Below are 18914 nucleotides of genomic sequence, written 5' to 3' on the forward strand. Positions count from 1 at the left end.
TTATTTATTTTACTCTAGGGTAACCAAATCCTGATGCATAGTCATCGCCTGTTGTTGCACCAACGCCACCTTTAATATCATAAACCTTGGCACGTTTTTGTAATTCTGTTCTTAAAGTAGATTTACTCCATGAAGGATTCGCAGCCCAAATCTTTGCTGCTAAACCAGCTACATGTGGTGTAGCCATAGAAGTACCACTAATTGTGTTATAACCGCCATTATACCAAGTGGATTCCACTGCTGCACCTGGGGCAGACACTTCAATATCACGCTCTTGGATGACATAATCTCCATCAGTTGATGGGTTACCTCTTGATGAGAAATTCGCTACGCGATAAGTCCCATTTTGTTGCACATTCTCTAAAGCTGCAACGGCAACGGCATTGACCAATGCTCCTGGATAACCAATCGTATTACTACCTGAACCACTGTTTCCTGCCGCAGCAACAACTAATACACCTTTATTGTATGCATAGTCTACTGCACTTGAGATGAGTGAATCTTTACCAGAAGACCCAAGAGACATATTAATAACTACTTTAGATCCTGTGCTAGTTGCTTGATCTGCTACATGTCTAATCGCTGCAGCAATATCATCTGAATAACCAGAACCGTTATCACCTAACACTTTATATGCCCATAGCTTCGCATCAGGAGCTACACCGTAAACACCTTGTCCATCACTACCTCCATGTGCTAAAACAGTTCCTGCTACATGTGTACCATGACCTTGACGATCAGTACAAGAGCCATTTACTAGTGGGCTTGATTGTGTAAAGTCTTTACACTGTTCTGCTGATCCTGCTAAATCAATATGATTTGTATAAACTCCTGTATCAAGCACAGCTACTTTAATACCATTACCACCTGATGTTGCTGTTAAAGATTGATTATTATAAATTGATTTTATTCCCCAAGGTGTTTGTGAACTTGGCACAGCTGTTACTTCTGCTTTGGACACTTCTCCTGTTACAGTTGCTATACTCATTTCATTTACCTTTTGTACTTCGACATTTTTTGTCGCTTGTAATGTTTGTAACTCCTTAGCATTCACATCTGCAGTGAAACCTTCTTTACCAAAGTCCCATCGTTTTTCATACTTTGTTTCTAATGCATTAACAGAATTGCTAGGGGCTTGTATCAATACGCGATATGTTTCACTCCCCTTGGCTTCATCTGAAACTTGTGCGGAAATACCTGATGTAAAGACGGACATCCCTAACGTAAGACTAAGTAGTGCAGCTGCGACTGTTTTCTTTTTCGTCATTTACTTGTTCCTCCCCAAATTTTAATGTCTTACTTAGGGGTTATTATATTTCAAAAATTCAGACTAAAACAATGTGTAAAATTCAGCATTTATTTATTTGTAAAAAACAGTAAATTTGACATATTATTTTCCAAGTAGCAGGCCATCAGACATTTTTTTCAACATTAAATCAGGTATTTTTTTCCACAAAATCAATATTCATGATAATTACCCTTTTTATTACTCGGAATTAAAAGTGAATTTAGGTCTCTAGAAAGGTATTAAAGTGTAATATTACATTATTATTTTCCATGAATTTGAAGGAAAAGGTGCTTTTTGAGCACCTCCCTCTAAGAAAAGCACTCATTTTTTTAGCGGATACAATATCCGACACTTTTTTATGTTGGATAATAGAAAAGAGTGAACGAAGTTTTTTCATTTCTTCGTTCACCCTCATTACTCATTTACCTATTTGAAACACGATTTTCCCTAATTGTTTTGCTTGTTCTAATCTAGCAAATGCCTTTTGATAATCTGCTAACTGATAAACTTGATCCATAACCGGCTTGATTTTATGATTATTCATAAATGTAAGCATTTCTTTGTATTCTTCAGCACTTCCCATTGTGCTGCCAAGAATGTTTTGCTGTGCGTAAAAGAATTGTCGAAGATTTACTGTCACCTCGTCTCCTGTAGATGAACCGAAAATCACTAGTGTGCCTCCTTTACGAAGAACAGCTAAGGATTGGTTGAAAGTTGCTGCTCCAACTGATTCGATGACTAGATCCATCTCGCCCCCAATTTGCGCTTGCCAATCTTCCCCACTATCAAGAGCTTCTTTAGCACCTAATGATAAAGCTTTTTCTCGCTTTTCTTCTGAGCGAGAACTAACGTATACTTCCGCACCAGCTGCTACAGCGAATTGTAAAAGAGAAGTAGCCACTCCTCCACCAATGCCAGGGATAAATACTTTCATCCCAGACTTTACTTGCCCTCTTGTAAATAGGGCACGATAAGCAGTTAAACCTGCTAAGGAAAACACGCCAGCCTCTTCCCATGACATATGTGGAGGTTTAGGGAAAGCATTCATGGCAGGAATAACAATATGATCGGCAAAAGTACCGTGATAGGGAAAGCCAACAATTTCAAACCCCTCTGGCGGTACGTCACTATTTTTTTCCCAACCTAATCCTGGATTAATGACGACCTCATCTCCGACTTTAATATCCGTCACCTCTGCACCAATTTCCACCACGACACCCGCACCATCAGAACCTAATACAAGTGCTGGTTCAGTTGATTGATGTCGATGAAGAATAAATAAATCTCTATGATTTAATCCTGCCGCCTTTAATTGAACTTTTACTTCTTTATCACCAACAGGAAAATCATTTATTTCCTGATAACCCGTTCCATTCATTCCTGCTTCACCTTTATGTATCACTGCTTTCATTCGTTCCCACACTCCTTTTTTATATCTATCATAAGGGTAATTTATTGTTGTGAAAAGTGAAAAACCTTAAGAAATTGCAAATCTCATCCAGTCATCTTCAACATACACAGGGAGATTCTGATTACAATTAAATCCTTACCCCTTTTTCCTGTTCAGCTGAGGCTATAAATTCAATAGCATACTTTCTTAAAAAACAAAAAAGAACGGTACGTCTAGATATCGCTACCGCTCTTCATTTGATTTACTTCGTAATAATAATCGGGCCTTCCTTAGACACGATAACTGTATGTTCACATTGCGCAACAAAACTTTTATTAGGTGTAATGAAAGTCCAGCCATCACTTTGTTCACGAACTTCTTCATCTCCAGTGGAAATAAAGGGTTCGAAAGCGATAACCATCCCTTCACGTAATAATTGATTATCCCAGTTATCAAAATAATTAAGAATATGATCTGGCTTTTCATGTAAAGAACGACCAATTCCATGGCCAGTTAAATTCATAATAACATTAAAACCATTATTTTTTGCTGTTTGGTAGACAGATTTTCCGATACGATTAAGTTTCGCACCTGGTTTTATTTTTTTAAGGCCCTCATCGAAAGCTTTTTGCGCTGTTTCACATAAAGACTCTAGTTTCTCATCCGCATCACCTACAACGATTGATAAACCTGTATCAGCGAAATAACCATTTTTTGATCCAGATACGTCAATATTAACTAAATCTCCATCTTTAATGACTCTATTTCCAGGAATACCGTGTGCTACTTCCTCGTTTACACTAATACAAGTATACCCTGGAAAGTCATACTCACCCTTTGGACCAGATAATGCCCCATGCTCTTCAAACATCTTTCCAGCTATCTCATCCAATTCTTTAGTTGTGACGCCAGGCTTTGTTTGAGCAATCATTTCATCCCTAATTGAAGCAACAATTTTCCCAATTTCCTTTAAACCCGCTAAATCTTCTTCAGTTTTTACGATCATAACGATTCCTACCTTTATTTAGTCTCTATCTATATTATAGTCTATTTATCATTAAGAAAAAAAGGATTCCAGTAAGTTTGTAATTGTACTATTTTTTAGAAAACAACAGCTTGTTTTCACCAAAAAAAATACAAGCCCTTTATTAGGCTTGTATTTCAAGCATATTATAGTTTAACTACATTAGAAGCTTGTGGGCCACGTTGACCTTCTTCTACTTCAAATGTTACGCTTTGTCCTTCATCAAGCGTTTTGAAACCATCAGTTTGGATAGCTGAATAATGTACGAACACATCTTGTCCTTCTTGTGTTTCAATGAAACCAAAACCTTTTTCTGCATTAAACCATTTCACTTTTCCTTCTGCCATGAATAAATCCTCCTTATGTATAACACATAAATTATGACTATTCTTGTGGAACATACATGAAGCAAACGTATACAAACGCATCCTACTTACATTCCGAACAAAAATAATTTCTTTCATAATAGCAGAAAGTGGAAAAGAATGCAAAGGTAAAAGCGAGAATTTTTCGAAAATTTTTATGATACTTAGATATTTTACCCTTTTAATGTATGATAGATGTATATGTTACGAAGGAGTTTTCTTATGTTTGAATTGTTCATTACTATGTTAGAGAGGCTGGGTATTATTGTTACCATAGCCTTTATTTTAACACGGTTCCAATTTTTTCGAGATATGATTTATAAGGAAAATGTAAAAAAAGATCTACAATTAAAAGCGATCTTATTTTTTGGTTTTTTCGGAATAATCGGGACATACACAGGTTTATCTTTAAATGCTGAGACATTTAATATAAACAGATGGGCATCTAATTTAACAAGTGAAGAAGCAATTGCTAACTCACGGGTAATAGGTGTTGTTTTAGCTGGGCTTTTCGGTGGTTATAAAGTTGGTTTAGGAGCTGGGCTCATTGCCGGAATCCATCGTTTTACACTAGGTGGTTTTACTGCCTTCTCATGTGGATTAGCAACCATTATATCTGGACTAATAGCAGGCTATTTTCATAAGAAAAAAGACCATGTAAAGCTATCTTCTGCCTTTTTTATAGGAGCTACCGCAGAAGCCGTTCAAATGCTTCTTATTCTCCTTCTTTCGAGGCCGTTTGAAAAGGCCGTCTCTTTAGTTGAAGTAATTGGTGTTCCAATGATTATTGCAAACGGTGTAGGATCAGCCTTATTCCTCCTAATCATTAAAAATGTAGTGAATGAAGAAGAAAAGGCAGGAGCACTACAAGCGCAAAAGTCATTACGAATCGCTGATCAAACTTTATCACATCTTAGGAAGGGAATGACACAAGTCTCCACTAAGGCGGTGTGTACCATATTATTAAGGGAGATACATGCGAAGGCAGTAGCAATCACAAATAAACATGTGATTCTTGCCCATGTTGGATCAGGTGATGATCATCACCGAGTAGACCACCCCATCCAAACAGAAATCACAAAAGAAGTAATTAATAATGGTAAACTAATAGTAGTAGGTAATGAAGAAATACAATGTCAAAATGAGCATTGTCCACTTGGAGCCGCTGTCATTGCTCCCCTTAAGCAACGCGGGCAAATCATCGGTACTTTAAAGGTATATTTCACCTCTGAGAAAGAAGTGACTAATTTAGAAATTGAGTTGATCTCAGGGTTAAGTGTGTTACTAAGTAATCAGCTAGAAATAGCCGAAGCAGATAAAGCATTTCAATTGGCTAAAGAAGCAGAAATTAAAGCTTTGCAAGCGCAAATTAGTCCCCATTTCCTTTTTAACACATTAAATACCATTGTCTCTCTCGTCCGTATTGATGCCGATAAAGCAAGAAAACTGCTTATTACTTTGTCTCAATTTCTAAGGCAAAACTTAAATGCAACAACCGCAAACCGTATCACATTGGAACAAGATATTCTCCATATGAAAGCCTATTTAATGATAGAACAAACAAGATTTGAAAACAGAATACAAGTCGATTATTATATTGAAAATGAAGTTCTTAATAGTAAGATTCCACCGCTCACCTTACAGCCAATTGTAGAAAATGCAATTAAACATGCATTTAAGCAAATGAATAAAAATTGTATGATTAAAGTACAAATTAAACAAATGAACAATGAAGTTGCTATATCTATTAAAGATAATGGCCGTGGTATTGATCATGATCGATTAAAGCAAATTGGGAAAGAACCAATCGCATCAAAAATAGGCACAGGTCTTGGATTATACAATGTAAATAGAAGGTTAATCATGACATTTGGGGAGAACGCCCGATTACACATAAATAGTGAAGAAAACAATGGAACGGAAATAACTTTTAATATACCAGTGGGGGAAAAAAATGAAGACAAAGATTAAAGTGCTCGTTGTAGATGACGAACCGTACAGCCGGGAAGAATTAAAGCACTTGTTATCAATATTTGACTCTATTCATATTGTTGGCGAAGCTGATTCTGGAGAAGATGCCATCATACAAACGATTCAATTACAGCCAGATATCGTTTTTCTTGATATCGAAATGCCCAAAATGGATGGCATGCAAACAGCTAAAAGTTTAATGGAATTCAAAAATCCACCTAAAATCATATTCGCAACAGCTTACCCTCAGTTTGCTGTAGAAGCTTTTCGCTATGAAGCGATTGATTACTTACTAAAACCATATGATGAAGAGCAAATTTCTGAAACGGTCAGCCGGATCATCAAATATTTAAAGCCAATAAATCTGCCTAAGCAAAGTAAATTAGCTGGAAAGCTAGCAATCGAAGACAATGGAGAAATTATTTACATCGAACCTAAAGATATTATTTATGTTTATAAGGAAGATAAATTCTCACGAATCATAACTGTTGATAATGCTTACGAGACAAAAGCATCATTAAAAGAGCTAGAAAATCGACTATCTACGTATTCTTTCTGTAGAATACATAAAAGCTATTTTGTTAATTTAAGATATATTAATAAACTTTCTCCTTGGTTCAATGGGGCATTTCAGTTAGAGCTAAAAGGATCAAATGAAAAACTTTCTGTCAGCAGAAATTATGTAAAAGATTTAAGAACAAAACTAGAAATATAGGTCATGAAGCTCAATTAATTATCAGACTATTTACACTAAAAAATGCATCTTAATTTAATATAAGGACCTCTTACTCACGGATTTATACATGTTATGCTCAAAATACTCAACCTTGAATCATAGTCATTTATAATAAATGAAAACGTATACATGAACAAAGGGGGCAATGCTATGATTACATTTTTTTCTTGTATTATCTTATTAGTTATTGGGTATTTCACCTATGGTAAGTATGTTGAGAAAGTTTTTGGGGTGAAAGGAGCTAGAGCAACACCTGCATTCACACACAAAGATAATGTCGACTATTTACCTATGAGTACACCTAAAAACTCACTTATTCAATTACTTAATATTGCTGGTACAGGTCCAATTTTCGGTCCAATTTTAGGTGCATTATATGGACCAGTCGCGTTTGTTTGGATCGTTATCGGTTGTATCTTCGCAGGTGCTGTACATGACTACTTAACAGGTATGATTTCTATAAGAAATCGCGGAGCTCACTTACCTGAGTTAGCTAGCAAATTTTTAGGCAAAGTTATGAAGCATGTCGTAAATGCTTTTGCAATACTATTGTTATTATTAGTAGGTACAGTCTTTGTTTCTACTCCTGCTAGTTTATTACACCTTTTAATGGACGGAAAAGTCGCACTAGGTATTATTATCGGATTTATTTTTCTTTACTATATTTTAGCAACACTTTTGCCTGTTGATAAAATCATTGGTCGTCTGTATCCTTATTTTGGTGCGTTACTTATCATTAGTGCACTGGGAGTAGGAATTGGTCTTTTAGTGACAGGAGCACCTATTCCTGAGCTTTCGTTTCAGAATTTCCACCCTGATAATGCACCACTACTACCTTTACTATTCTTTACCATTTCTTGTGGGGCACTATCTGGATTTCACGCTACCCAAACACCCATCATCTCTAGAACGACTCAAAATGAGACGCAAGGCAGAAAGATTTTCTATGGAATGATGATTTCTGAAGGTATTATTGCCATGATTTGGGCCGCAGCTGCAATGAGCTTATTTAATGGTTATGGTGGCTTAAATGAAATGCTTGCTGCCGGTGGTCCTGGCGCAGTAGTTAGTGAAGTATCTACCACTTTACTTGGAGCAATCGGTGGTACATTAGCTGTTTTAGGGGTAGTCGTACTTCCTATCACTTCAGGCGATACAGCATTTAGAAGTGCTAGAATGATTATTGCCGACTATATTAAGTTTCCTCAAGTTAAGTTCTCTAGTCGATTATGGATTGCTGTACCGTTATTCGCAATTTCCATGGTACTTACCCAAGTCGATTTTAATGTGTTATGGAGGTACTTCAACTGGGCAAACCAATCAACAGCTGTAATCGCATTGTTTGTCGGTGCCATGTACTTGTATATTGCTAAAAAGAATTACTTTATCGCCTTAATACCAGGTAGTTTTATGTTAGTGATGGTAATCACGTATATCTTAAATGCACAAATCGGCTTTGGTCTCTCTATGACTACTTCTTGGATAGGTGGAGCTATAGGCGCTATCGTTTTAATTACAATATTCTTTATTGCTGCACGGAAAGCAAGAGCTAATAAAATACCATTGGAAGAAGACGTATCTAATTGGAATAATAGTGTAGCTTAATGTTCCATATCTTTATATGAGTCTCTGATTAGCAATCAGAGACTTTATCGTTAGTCATGTCAGTTATATACTATTACAATTTAAATGGACATAGGCTCATAGTAAAAAGGTGCTTTCACAACGATCATTTACAGTGAAAACACCTTTTTATACGATAGATTTGATACTATTAATGGAAATCAAATATACTTTTTGACTTTAGGTTGATACTTACGCATTGGACCTTTCCTTAATACATCCTTTAAATATGATTCTCCATTTGGATTTTTGTTTTTCAGTAATGCTAGTAAATATGTAATATCATCCATTGCTCTATGATTTTGATAGTTTGTGATTTGGTGTCCTTTTAAAAGGGTCAATAATTTACTGTTATAAAAACCATATTCTTTCCACGGAACCCCTCTCATCGTACAATACCATTTCAGTTCATTTACATCATTAGGGTACATTTGATAGAGAAAGCTTCTATCAAATGATGCATTATGAGCAAGTACGATATCCGCATAGGCGAACATCTTCTTTATTTCACGATCATCAAAGCTTTTCCCCACAACTTCTTCAAAAGGGATTCCGTGAACTTTATAAGCTTGATTATAATTTCTTAATGCACTGGTGGTTTCCGGCTCTCTTAAATAGCTTCGTTCGTCTTTTATGGTAAGAATATCACCTGTCTGTTGATCAAATGAAAATAACTTTAAGGCGATTTCAATTACTTCATCATTAATTGGCGACAAGCCCGTTGTCTCTACGTCAAGAACAAGCCCTAACCCCTCATGTATTTGCACACTAACCCTCCATTCTCTTTTTTTGTTTAGCATATAATAGAAAAATAAAAATTGCTAGGAGAAAAAGAAAGGAAATCTTTTATTCTTTATCTGATTCATATTCATTATGGTTTTGAGAAAATAGTAGGCATCACCTATTATATTTTTCTTAATTTTCCGCATTTTTATTGTCAGATGCAAGGAAAACATATAAAATTTTCCTATACACTAAAAGGGATGTGAAAAAATGGTCATTACCACTCATTTTTTCCTTAATCTATCACTGTTAATTGTCATCCTATTTTTTCTGCTTGTATGGACTGAAAAAAATCTTGGTTTTCATTTTTCAAAAACATCGGCAACTATTAGTCTGGCATTGATGATTGGTATTTGTTATATTTTTTCATTTGAACCAGAGCCTGGTTTAATGATGGACCTAAGGATTATACCTGTAATTTTAGGTGGATTGTATGTTGGTGTCGGCCCTTTACTCATAATTATCGTTATTGCTGTAAGATGGTTTTACGGAATTAATTTAGGATTCTATGTAACTATGTTTGAATATCTTTTGCTAGGATGTTTGTTTTTATATTTATACCCAAGATTTAAACAGATTTCTGCTAATAAAAGAATTATACTAGCTGTTCTTATTACTTTTATCTCTAGTATCGTTTCACTAATTTTATATGAATTATATGTACCACAATTAAACTCACTTGATTTATGGTTTGCCCTTCTTACCATTCCAGCTCTTGGTGTAGGAATGGCAGTATATATTATTGAATTTGTCTTCAAAACAATCGATATGCAGAAAAAGCTTATCATTGCAGAAAAATTAGAAGCCGTTGAGCAAATGGGAGCAGCGATTTCACATGAAATTAGGAATCCACTCACAGCTGCTGCAGGATTTGTTCAATTATTAAAAGAACAAACACTTTCCCCTTCAAAAAGAAATGAATACTTAGAAATCGTCCAACATGAACTGGCATCAGCAGAACGTGTCATTCAGAACTATCTTACATTTTCTAAACCTGGACTAGACAAAATTGAAACAATGAACGTAAAGAAAGAACTAGGTCATGTCATTAGTATACTACGTCCGATAGCTAATCAAAATTCGGTAGAAATAACAACTAATTTTTCTATCATAGGTGACATCGAAGGCGATCGACAAAAGTTTCAGCAATGCTTCTTAAATGTTATTAAAAACGCCATAGAATCGATGCCAAGAGGTGGCCAACTATACATAAGCTCTAATTATTCCTCTACGCACATTAGAATCGAAGTTCAAGATACAGGGCTTGGTATGACAGATGATCAAATTCGTCGTCTAGGAGAGCCTTATTATTCCACAAAAGGAGCAAAAGGGACTGGATTAGGAATGATGGTTGTTTTTAGCATCGCCAGAGCAATGAAAGGAACAATAAAAGTACAAAGTAAAATTAATGAAGGAACCGTATTCATCTTTACTTTTCCATCCGTCCATCCTCATTCTTCCTAACTTCAGTCTAATAATAAGAGCAGGGAATCCTAGCATAGCTAGTAAATCCCCTGCTCTTAGTGCTTCAATATTTGTTGACTTTTATTTATGATAAACCCTTTAGAACGAACCAAGCATGTGACTCTGCATAAGATCGAACTTCTTCAAAGTCTTTAACATAGCCTTTATGGTGTTGAATAAAACCATGTAGGGCAATGAAGGCAGAATAAATAAGTGATTCTTCAGTTTGTTGATCTTTTAATTGTAAAACAGCATATTCAAACCGGTAATAAGTTTTTTGGGCCATTTCTGTAATCGAATGCTTATCGTTGCTTGTATAAAAAGCAAATAACCCATCGTAACGGTGATGAAGGTTTATACCAAATTCCATGAAAGTAATTAAGATTTGTTTAAGCTTATCTATTTTATTATCATCACCATATTGAATAGTGACTAACATCTGCGTGAGATCATTAAAGTCTTCCTCAATTATTCGATATAATAAAACATCAATATGATTAAAATGAACCGTCAGCGCCTTCACTTGGCATCTCATTTTCACAGCAATATCTTCTAAAGTAATATTCTGAAATGCATTATCAGTGACAAGCTCTTTAGCAACAGCCACTATTTTATCCGCAGATATGTTTTGATCATGGAAATGATTTGATGGCATATGTACACCCCCAACCCTATCAAATAGTAATTAAATTTTAGCATCAGGGTTGGTAAGAAACAATCATTAATCTACATATAAGATAATATTTGCTCAGTCATTTTCTTTCCTTGTTTCTGTTCTCTTTCATCTACTACCCACCCATCGCCTAAATGTTTTAAAGTAATCATCTCATTCATTCCTATTTTATTTTTATAGAGAATTAAGATTTCCTCTTGATTAAAATAGATGAGTGGTTGAATGGTATTTTTATACTTTGATGTTGCTTCTTCATTAATATCCTTAACTAATTGCGTTACTGGTCCAAGACGATCATGCCAACCATTGTTGCTAGCTAGAAATTGAAACTGGTTAAATCGTGTTTGACGATAACTGCGCCATCTTTTTTTGAAGCTATGTTCAATGTCCTTTGCAGCTTTCCGATAGAAGTGATTAACCTTTTTCTCCTCCGCGTCTCCTTTATGTTTATAGGTAATGACCTCTGCTCCTAAAGGTGTTAAGTCCAGTACAAGAGAATCTTGCCCATAAGGAGGTAAATACTCTTTTTCATAGGTAGTTACTTCAAGTTTGACAATAATATGATACCCTTTTCGATTACGTTTGAGTTTCTTTATCTCCGTGTCATACAAATTGTATTGTTTTTCATACCCATAAAATTGATAAATTTCTTCGGTAAGCACAGGAGCGAGAGATGTTAAAAGTGCTTCGGATACGATGGAAGAATCTTCATTAGCTAATATGCTATTAGGAAAAAGAATGAAAATAAGTAATAAAATCATGACTGTTTTCTTCATGTGCAAACACACTCCTTTATCTTTTATCCTCTCCCGCATTTGTATAAGTAACGGCTGTAATTTCTTCCTATTTACTGTTTGACATTAATCTCCTTCGGCTACTTATTTTCCGGGAAATTTTTAAAAATAAAATAGAAAAAAGGCGATTAATGTCAATCCCCTAAGCTCTTTTTGTCTTATTCACCTTAAAACAAAAAGAAAAAAGCTATAGAAAAAAGTCTATAGCTCTCGATCCCCAAAAAAATTTAGGTTTTATATCAGTTTTCTGACAATTTCCTTGCCAATCTCAATTGACGCCGTTGCAGCAGGAGATGGTGCATTTAATACATGAATCGCACGCTTGCTCGGCAGTATGTAAAAATCATCCACTAATGAGCCGTCATCCTTCAATGCTTGTGCTCTTACTCCTGCTGGTCCAGTTTTCAAGTCTGAAGCTTGTATTTCTGGCATAAGTTTTTGTACATTCTTTAAGAAAAGCTGTTTAGAGGCTGAACGGATCATTTCCTCAATCCCTTCCTTCATATAACCACTTGCCAGCTTCCAAAAGCCCTTATATGCTAACACTTCAAATAAATCCGGTAAATGAATATCTGTCTTCCGGTAACCTTCGCGTTTGAAGCCCAATACTGCATTTGGACCGACATCGATCGCACCGCCAATCATTCTCGTAAAATGAACGCCAAGGAATGGGAACTTTGGATTGGGAACAGGATAAATTAAATGCTTCACTAGATGACGTTTTTCCTCAACCAGCTGATAGTATTCACCACGAAAGGGGACAATTTTCATATCAGTTAATAATTTTGCCTTTTTCGCAATCCGATCGGAGTGTAGACCACCACAGTTGATATAAAATTGACCTTTTATATCTCCTTGATCAGTGATAACAACGACTTCATTATTATCCTCTTGAATGGCCACAACTTCATGATTAAGGAGAATATCTCCACCTTTATGGCGAATGATATCCGCCATTTTTTCAGACACTTGTCTATAGTTAACAATTCCTGCCATTGGTACATGGATGGCTCTTTTCCCATTTACATGTGGTTCTCTTTCCAATAGTTCTTCTTTTTCCATTAAATGAATATCAAGTCCGTTCTGTAGCCCTCTTTTATAAAGATTATCTAATAGTGGCAACTCTTCTTCTTCACTAGCGACAATTACTTTACCGCAAATATCATATTCGATATCATTACTTTCACAAAAATCCTTCATGGATTGTCCGCCGATTTTAGCTAATCTCGCTTTTTCACTACCTGGCTTATAATATATACCAGAATGAATAACACCACTATTATGCCCTGTCTGATGTGCCGCTACATGGCTTTCTTTTTCAACGATAGCAATCTTTAGTGCCGGTTTTTGTTCTAGTAGTTCTAACCCAACGGACAGACCAACAATTCCTCCACCAATAATAATATAATCATACATCCTATTCACCTTCTATCAGTTCTTTAAACCACATGCTTCTGCTAGTATCTCGACAATATGAACGACTTCAACCTTACTTTCTAATCCTTCACGCTTCACACCCATGCACATCTGCAAATGACAACCAGGATTGGAAGTGACAATTACTTCTGGAATCGTTTCTTTTACATAAGACATTTTTTCATCTAATATTTCCATTGATTCTTGATAATGAAATACATTGTACGTACCTGCTGAGCCACAACACATATCCATTTCCGGAAGGGGAATATACGTTGTTCCTGGTATACGATAAATTAACTCTAATGGCGATTTTTTTACTTTTTGCACATTTGATAAATGGCATGAGGGTTGATATGTAATTCTCTTTTCAACCTTCTTCGTAAATTCAATATCCAACTCTGCTAAAATCACACTAATGTCTTTACTTTTTTCAGCAAATCCTTTTGCTCGTTCAACCCATTCTGGTTCAGACTGAAGCAGTTGATCATATTCAACTAACATCGCACCACATCCACCAATACTATTAACAATATAATCATAGTGCTCTTTTTCAAATGCAACGATGTTTTCTTTTGCTAATTGTTTGGTGGTCTCGCTATCACCCTCATGATGCTGTAACGCTCCACAACAAGTTGGGTTTTTTATTACGGTTACTTCACATCCAGCATGCTGAAGCAACTTTATACTTAGATCATTGATTTTAGCAAAAAACACATCCATGATACATCCAGTAAAAAAGGCGACTTTTAGTTTTGTTTCAGTATCTGGGATAAGTGTCCCTTTTCTAAGTTCCTTATTAGGCTTTGTTATATTAGGTATAATGGCTTCAAATGCACGCAAATTCTCAGGTAGTACCTGAATCCCTTTTGTGACTTTGCCTAATTTTTCAATGCCGGATTGTTGATAAAACCTCAAGGAAAGATTCATTGTATTCAACATGCTTTTATTCGCAAGACCTTTTTTCATCGCCAAGCGATTAATAAGTGAACTACCTTCCTGCTCCATTTTCACTTCTTTATAAGAAGATAAAATTTTTCCGTATTGAACATTGGTCGGACAAGCAGTCTCACATGCTCTGCAGCCAAGGCATAATTCCATCGAATCTTCTATTTCTTGAATCGAAATTTTACCCTCAGAAGCCATCTGTACTAAATTAATTCTTCCTCTAGGCGAATGCCTTTCTTTTCCCATTGTCGTATAAGTCGGGCAGGCAGGTAAGCAATACCCACATTGGACACAATCAAATGTTTCTTCGTATGCTAATTGATTATTCATCGACTAATACGAGCCTTTGATTTTCATTTTCGGGAAAAACCTTACCAGGATTCATGATATTTTTAGGATCCCATGCGCTCTTCATTCTTTTCATCATATCTAATCCAGCCTCCCCTAGCTCCATTTTCATAAACGGTGTCTTCATTGTGCCGATGCCATGTTCCCCTGATAAAGTTCCACCTAATTGTATAGCTGTTTCGAATATCTCAGCTACAGCAAGTTCGACTCTCTTCATTTCCTCTTTATCCCGTTTATCAGTAATAATATTTGGATGGAGATTACCATCACCTGCATGCCCGAATACTACTAAATCTATATTGTATTTTTCTTTAATTTGTTTTAGCCGTTTAAACATTTCTGGGATTTTACTTCTTGGGATTGTCGCATCCTCAGAAATTTTCGTTGGTTTTTTTCTCACAATCGCTGGGGAGACAAGTTTCCTCGCTTTCCAGAGTTTCGCTGCAGCCACATCATTCGCTGCTATCTGAACTTCTCGTGCTCCTACCATTAAGCAAACTTGCTCTACTTGTTTACACTCATCAGCAATCGCCACTGGATGACCATCTAATTCTATAAGAATAATGGCATCAACATCGGTCGGAAGTCCGACTGATTCATATTCTTCAACAGCTATAATAGAAGCTTGATCCATAATCTCCATCTTAGAAGGTAATATCCCAGAAGTGAGAACTTTTGATATGGCTCTTCCTGCATCGACAATATCATCGAAAATAACCATCATCGTTCCAGTTGCTTGTGGCCGTGGAACTAGTTGTAGTGTTGCTTCAGTAATAATTCCTAAAGTACCTTCAGATCCGACTATCAGCTTAGTTAAGTCATAGCCAGTAACATTTTTAATTGTACGACCACCTGTTTTAATGACCTCTCCCTCAGGTGTAACGACTTCTAACCCCAACACATAATCCTTTGTTACCCCATACTTTAAACCTCTTGGTCCACCAGCATTTTCAGCTAAGTTACCACCTATCGTTGACACATGCGCACTACTCGGATCAGGAGGATACATCAGCCCATATTTTTTCGCTGCTTTGTCTATTTCAGCTGTCAATACTCCTGGCGAAACAACAGCAATTGTATCATCACTATCTATTTCTAATTTTTGATTCCACTGTGAAAAGTCCAGGACCACTCCGCCATGAACAGGCAACGGCCCACCACTTAGACTAGTTCCTCGACCTCTTGGGTATAAAGGGACTCTATATTGATTGGCCACCTTTACGATAGACACAACTTCCTGTGTTGACATTGGCTGTATGACTAATTCAGGTAAATAAGTACCGAACGACCCATCATATGAATAAGAGACTAAATCCGCTTTTTCTTTTAACATTCTCGTTGGAGATTTTATGGCATTTTGAAATTGTTCGACCATCTCATCTGTCAACATGATGGCACCTTCTTCCTTTACTTTTCTTCCCTTAATTTCTTCCGTACATTTTGTAGATGATTCTTCATTGCCTTTCTTGCATTTTCTTCATCTTGACTTTCAATCGCTTTATATATCGCTTCATGCTCAAGATAAACGCTTTCTCTTTTTCTTTGTAATCCTAAGTTCTTCTTTAATGAAAAAGCGACAGCCTTACGGTAAAGGTCACCGATATTATCCATGACCCCTACCATAAAGCTATTCTTAGTTGCTTCAATCATATATTTATGAAAATCTAAATCAGCTTGAAGGCCCACTTCATCAGGGTTTGTAAGTGTCTCCTCTAGCCCTTTTAACGCGTTCTTTATTTTCTCTAAGTCGGAAGAATTACGACGATTAGCAGCTAGAGCAGCGGCCTCTGTTTCCATTATCATCCTTAATTCCAATAACTCAAAAACCTCTTCTAATGAAATATATTGCAATGTTAAACGGTCCATCATATCGACAAGATGTAATTCTTTAACATAACTTCGGCCACCTTGTCTTGATTCAATGATCCCACTTGCTGATAAGACACTGAGTGCCTCCCTAACAGGAGCGCGGCTTACACCAAATAATTTCGCCAATTCATTCTCAGAAGGTAATGGTTGGTTGGGCGGAAACTCTTTACTTTTAATTTTTTCATTTAATTGCTCTAATACTTGTGCCGATATCTTCTTCCGTTCAATTTTCATTTATTAATCTCCTTTACATATTCACCTCTACACCCTTACTTGTCGCCTTTCTTGTACGAATTAAATGAATACTGAATACAAGTGCACATAAAGCCAGACCAGAAACATCAGTAATAATACCTGGTTTAATAAGCATCAATGCACCGAAAAATAATAAAATTCTTTCAATTACATGTAAGTAAGTATTCAAGTAATTCCCCATAGAAACAGCTAGCGCATAGACTCCTAGAGTACTAGTAATTAATACTAGTATAACAGAAAGAATTTCCACACTACCGCCATCAGGTGATTGGAGTAATAGTATTGGATTGTATGCAATCATAAACGGAATAATAAATCCTGCTAATGAAAGTCTTAAAGCTTCCCATGACGTTTTCATTGCATTTGCTCCGGCAATCCCTGCTGCCGTATAAGATGCAAGCGCTACTGGTGGTGTAATATTTGAAAGAGCACCGAACCAGAATACAAAGAAATGAGCTGCAATTGGTTGTACACCAGCCTCTACTAATGCAGGTGCAGCAGTTACAGCAACAACAATGTATAGTGCGGTAGATGGTAATCCCATACTTAGCACAATACAAGTTAGCATAACGACAATAAGGATTAACCAAAGCTGTCCACCGGTTAAATCAACAATATTAAAAGCTAGTGTTGAACCTATACCTGTCATAGTAACAACACAAATAATAATACCGATTGCGGCACAAGCGATACCTACTTGTATTGTCCCTTTCCCTCCATCGATAAATGCTTCAATCATTTTCTTAATTGTGATTCTATTAGACTTATCTTTCGTTAACCAACTGGCAACAATAACAGAACCAATACCTGCAAAACCTGCAAATAATGCTGTTTTACCAATCAGTAATGTTCCTATAACCACTATAATAGGAACAATCAGTACGCCTCTTTCCTTTAACACTTGTAAAACATTTGGTATATTCTCCTTACTGATCCCTTTTAACCCTTGTTTTTTCGCTTCTATATCAATCGCAAAGATGAGAGCGATATAATATAAGAAACTTGGGATAATTGCTGCGAGAATAACAGTAGTATAGGAAACACCTAAGAATCCAGCCATGATAAAAGCTGCTGCACCCATGATTGGTGGCATAATCATTCCACCAGTAGATGCTGCTGCTTCAACTGCGCCAGCAAATTTTGGTTTTAAACCAATTGATTTCATTAACGGGATCGTAAAAGCTCCTGTTGTGGCAACATTTGCTACAGCACTCCCACTTAATGACCCTGTTAAAGCACTAGATATAACAGCTACCTGTGCAGGCCCACCTCTTTTTCTACCTGCAATAGCTAACGCTAAATCGTTAAATAGTTGTGTTGCACCACTTGCAGATAAAAAGGCACCGAATAAGATAAACATAACGATAAAGGTTGATGCAGTTGATAATGTAAGACCTAAGACGCCTTCAGTGGTCATATATAAACGGTATAGCAAACGTTCTAAAGAGAACCCAGCATGGCCAAATATCCACGGAAAAATCGTCCCAAATAAGGCATAGATAACAGAAATACCACAAAGGATCGGGATAAATAGACCTACAGCTCTTCTTGCTGCTTCAAACAATACAATAATAGTAATAGCACCGAAAATATAATCAATTAAAATTGGCTGTGAGCCGCGATCAACATGAATGGTTGTATAATTGATAATTAAATAACCTACACCCAAGATTGCTAATGCAACAAACAAATAATCAGCTAATGTAAAACGCCCACTTTTTGATGAAGACCTTGCGGGATATAATAAAAATGTTAAAACGAGAATAAAACCTAGAAATATTAAATTTCTATAAATCTCCTGAATATTTGAAAGCCCATTTGAATAAATGGAAAATATAGATAATAAAATAGCTAATATCGCTACAACCTTGGCATACGAACCATGCAATACGCGCATACCTCCGCCAGCCTCTTTATCTAAGCCTTGTTGATTTGCTGTTACGGCATCCCCTTTTACATTCGACATT

Annotated in this window: 16 protein-coding genes; 4 read left to right on the top strand and 12 right to left on the bottom strand. The window is 36.2% G+C overall.

The window, feature by feature from the left end; translation table 11 throughout:
• Nucleotides 1-4: 4 nt before the first annotated feature.
• The 4 genes from MKX29_RS02400 to MKX29_RS02415 all read right to left on the bottom strand — a co-directional run bounded on the left by MKX29_RS02400 (nt 5) and on the right by MKX29_RS02415 (nt 4049).
• Nucleotides 5-1267 carry a S8 family peptidase gene (locus tag MKX29_RS02400; protein ID WP_341103732.1) on the bottom strand — a complete coding sequence of 421 codons (1263 nt, stop codon included), beginning with the start codon at nt 1265-1267 and terminating at the stop codon, nt 5-7.
• A gap of 439 nt (nt 1268-1706) precedes the next feature.
• Nucleotides 1707-2699 (bottom strand): zinc-binding dehydrogenase, encoded by a 993-nt coding sequence (locus MKX29_RS02405; RefSeq protein WP_341103734.1) that lies wholly within the window; start codon nt 2697-2699, stop codon nt 1707-1709.
• A 241-nt stretch (nt 2700-2940) separates the two neighbouring features.
• Nucleotides 2941-3684 carry a type I methionyl aminopeptidase gene (map, locus tag MKX29_RS02410; RefSeq protein ID WP_224935339.1) on the bottom strand — a complete coding sequence of 248 codons (744 nt, stop codon included), beginning with the start codon at nt 3682-3684 and terminating at the stop codon, nt 2941-2943.
• 164 nt (nt 3685-3848) lie between these two features.
• A complete protein-coding gene (locus tag MKX29_RS02415; protein ID WP_224935336.1) occupies nt 3849-4049 on the bottom strand; it encodes a cold-shock protein in 201 nt (66 codons plus the stop codon).
• Nucleotides 4050-4289: 240 nt separating this feature from the next.
• Between MKX29_RS02415 and MKX29_RS02420 the strand changes: the two genes are divergently transcribed.
• The 3 genes from MKX29_RS02420 to MKX29_RS02430 all read left to right on the top strand — a co-directional run bounded on the left by MKX29_RS02420 (nt 4290) and on the right by MKX29_RS02430 (nt 8379).
• On the top strand, nt 4290-6038 hold the full coding sequence (locus MKX29_RS02420; protein ID WP_224935333.1) for a sensor histidine kinase: 1749 nt from the start codon (nt 4290-4292) through the stop codon (nt 6036-6038).
• Nucleotides 6022-6753 carry a LytR/AlgR family response regulator transcription factor gene (locus MKX29_RS02425; protein WP_289433173.1) on the top strand — a complete coding sequence of 244 codons (732 nt, stop codon included), beginning with the start codon at nt 6022-6024 and terminating at the stop codon, nt 6751-6753. Before MKX29_RS02420 ends, MKX29_RS02425 begins: the two co-directional genes overlap by 17 nt.
• A 171-nt stretch (nt 6754-6924) precedes the next feature.
• Nucleotides 6925-8379: a carbon starvation CstA family protein gene (locus MKX29_RS02430; protein WP_224935328.1), complete on the top strand. Its 1455-nt coding sequence runs from the start codon at nt 6925-6927 to the stop codon at nt 8377-8379.
• Between the two features lie 179 nt (nt 8380-8558).
• On the opposite strand, the gene MKX29_RS02435 is transcribed toward MKX29_RS02430, so the two are convergent.
• The gene (locus tag MKX29_RS02435; RefSeq protein WP_224935326.1) at nt 8559-9164 is read right to left on the bottom strand and encodes an exonuclease domain-containing protein; all 606 of its coding nucleotides are present in this window, start codon (nt 9162-9164) and stop codon (nt 8559-8561) included.
• A 226-nt stretch (nt 9165-9390) separates the two neighbouring features.
• On the opposite strand from MKX29_RS02435, the gene MKX29_RS02440 reads away from it, so the two are divergent.
• On the top strand, nt 9391-10644 hold the full coding sequence (locus tag MKX29_RS02440) for a sensor histidine kinase (RefSeq protein ID WP_251163128.1): 1254 nt from the start codon (nt 9391-9393) through the stop codon (nt 10642-10644).
• 85 nt (nt 10645-10729) lie between these two features.
• On the opposite strand, the gene MKX29_RS02445 is transcribed toward MKX29_RS02440, so the two are convergent.
• The 7 genes from MKX29_RS02445 to MKX29_RS02475 form a co-directional block, all read right to left on the bottom strand.
• The gene (locus MKX29_RS02445; RefSeq protein ID WP_341103742.1) at nt 10730-11299 is read right to left on the bottom strand and encodes a TetR/AcrR family transcriptional regulator; all 570 of its coding nucleotides are present in this window, start codon (nt 11297-11299) and stop codon (nt 10730-10732) included.
• 71 nt (nt 11300-11370) lie between these two features.
• Nucleotides 11371-12093: a DUF3888 domain-containing protein gene (locus MKX29_RS02450; RefSeq protein WP_341103744.1), complete on the bottom strand. Its 723-nt coding sequence runs from the start codon at nt 12091-12093 to the stop codon at nt 11371-11373.
• A gap of 252 nt (nt 12094-12345) precedes the next feature.
• A complete protein-coding gene (lhgO, locus tag MKX29_RS02455) occupies nt 12346-13527 on the bottom strand; it encodes an L-2-hydroxyglutarate oxidase (RefSeq protein WP_289433169.1) in 1182 nt (393 codons plus the stop codon).
• A 15-nt stretch (nt 13528-13542) separates the two neighbouring features.
• Complete coding sequence (locus MKX29_RS02460; protein ID WP_341103747.1) at nt 13543-14805, bottom strand: (Fe-S)-binding protein; 1263 nt, start codon at nt 14803-14805, stop codon at nt 13543-13545.
• Nucleotides 14798-16213: an FAD-binding oxidoreductase gene (locus MKX29_RS02465; protein WP_224935308.1), complete on the bottom strand. Its 1416-nt coding sequence runs from the start codon at nt 16211-16213 to the stop codon at nt 14798-14800. The genes MKX29_RS02460 and MKX29_RS02465 overlap by 8 nt, the downstream gene beginning before the upstream one ends.
• A gap of 17 nt (nt 16214-16230) precedes the next feature.
• Nucleotides 16231-16926: a FadR/GntR family transcriptional regulator gene (locus MKX29_RS02470; RefSeq protein ID WP_251163133.1), complete on the bottom strand. Its 696-nt coding sequence runs from the start codon at nt 16924-16926 to the stop codon at nt 16231-16233.
• A 13-nt stretch (nt 16927-16939) separates the two neighbouring features.
• The gene (locus tag MKX29_RS02475) at nt 16940-18913 is read right to left on the bottom strand and encodes a TRAP transporter permease (RefSeq protein ID WP_251163134.1); all 1974 of its coding nucleotides are present in this window, start codon (nt 18911-18913) and stop codon (nt 16940-16942) included.
• Nucleotide 18914 lies beyond the last annotated feature (1 nt).

Origin of the sequence: Cytobacillus sp. FSL R7-0696 (assembly GCF_038006865.1) — a bacterium.
GTDB lineage: Bacteria > Bacillota > Bacilli > Bacillales > Cytobacillaceae > Cytobacillus > Cytobacillus kochii.

Excerpts from the sequence above, each read along its gene's own strand:
- MKX29_RS02400 (WP_341103732.1), bottom strand. The coding sequence starts at position 1,267 with ATGACGAAAAAGAAAACAGTCGCAGCTGCACTACTTAGTCTTACGTTA.
- MKX29_RS02405 (WP_341103734.1), bottom strand. The coding sequence starts at position 2,699 with ATGAAAGCAGTGATACATAAAGGTGAAGCAGGAATGAATGGAACGGGT.
- map (WP_224935339.1), bottom strand. The coding sequence starts at position 3,684 with ATGATCGTAAAAACTGAAGAAGATTTAGCGGGTTTAAAGGAAATTGGG.
- MKX29_RS02415 (WP_224935336.1), bottom strand. The coding sequence starts at position 4,049 with ATGGCAGAAGGAAAAGTGAAATGGTTTAATGCAGAAAAAGGTTTTGGT.
- MKX29_RS02420 (WP_224935333.1), top strand. The coding sequence starts at position 4,290 with ATGTTTGAATTGTTCATTACTATGTTAGAGAGGCTGGGTATTATTGTT.
- MKX29_RS02425 (WP_289433173.1), top strand. The coding sequence starts at position 6,022 with ATGAAGACAAAGATTAAAGTGCTCGTTGTAGATGACGAACCGTACAGC.
- MKX29_RS02430 (WP_224935328.1), top strand. The coding sequence starts at position 6,925 with ATGATTACATTTTTTTCTTGTATTATCTTATTAGTTATTGGGTATTTC.
- MKX29_RS02440 (WP_251163128.1), top strand. The coding sequence starts at position 9,391 with ATGGTCATTACCACTCATTTTTTCCTTAATCTATCACTGTTAATTGTC.
- MKX29_RS02445 (WP_341103742.1), bottom strand. The coding sequence starts at position 11,299 with ATGCCATCAAATCATTTCCATGATCAAAACATATCTGCGGATAAAATA.
- MKX29_RS02450 (WP_341103744.1), bottom strand. The coding sequence starts at position 12,093 with ATGAAGAAAACAGTCATGATTTTATTACTTATTTTCATTCTTTTTCCT.
- lhgO (WP_289433169.1), bottom strand. The coding sequence starts at position 13,527 with ATGTATGATTATATTATTATTGGTGGAGGAATTGTTGGTCTGTCCGTT.
- MKX29_RS02460 (WP_341103747.1), bottom strand. The coding sequence starts at position 14,805 with ATGAATAATCAATTAGCATACGAAGAAACATTTGATTGTGTCCAATGT.
- MKX29_RS02465 (WP_224935308.1), bottom strand. The coding sequence starts at position 16,213 with ATGTTGACAGATGAGATGGTCGAACAATTTCAAAATGCCATAAAATCT.
- MKX29_RS02470 (WP_251163133.1), bottom strand. The coding sequence starts at position 16,926 with ATGAAAATTGAACGGAAGAAGATATCGGCACAAGTATTAGAGCAATTA.
- MKX29_RS02475 (WP_251163134.1), bottom strand. The coding sequence starts at position 18,913 with ATGTCGAATGTAAAAGGGGATGCCGTAACAGCAAATCAACAAGGCTTA.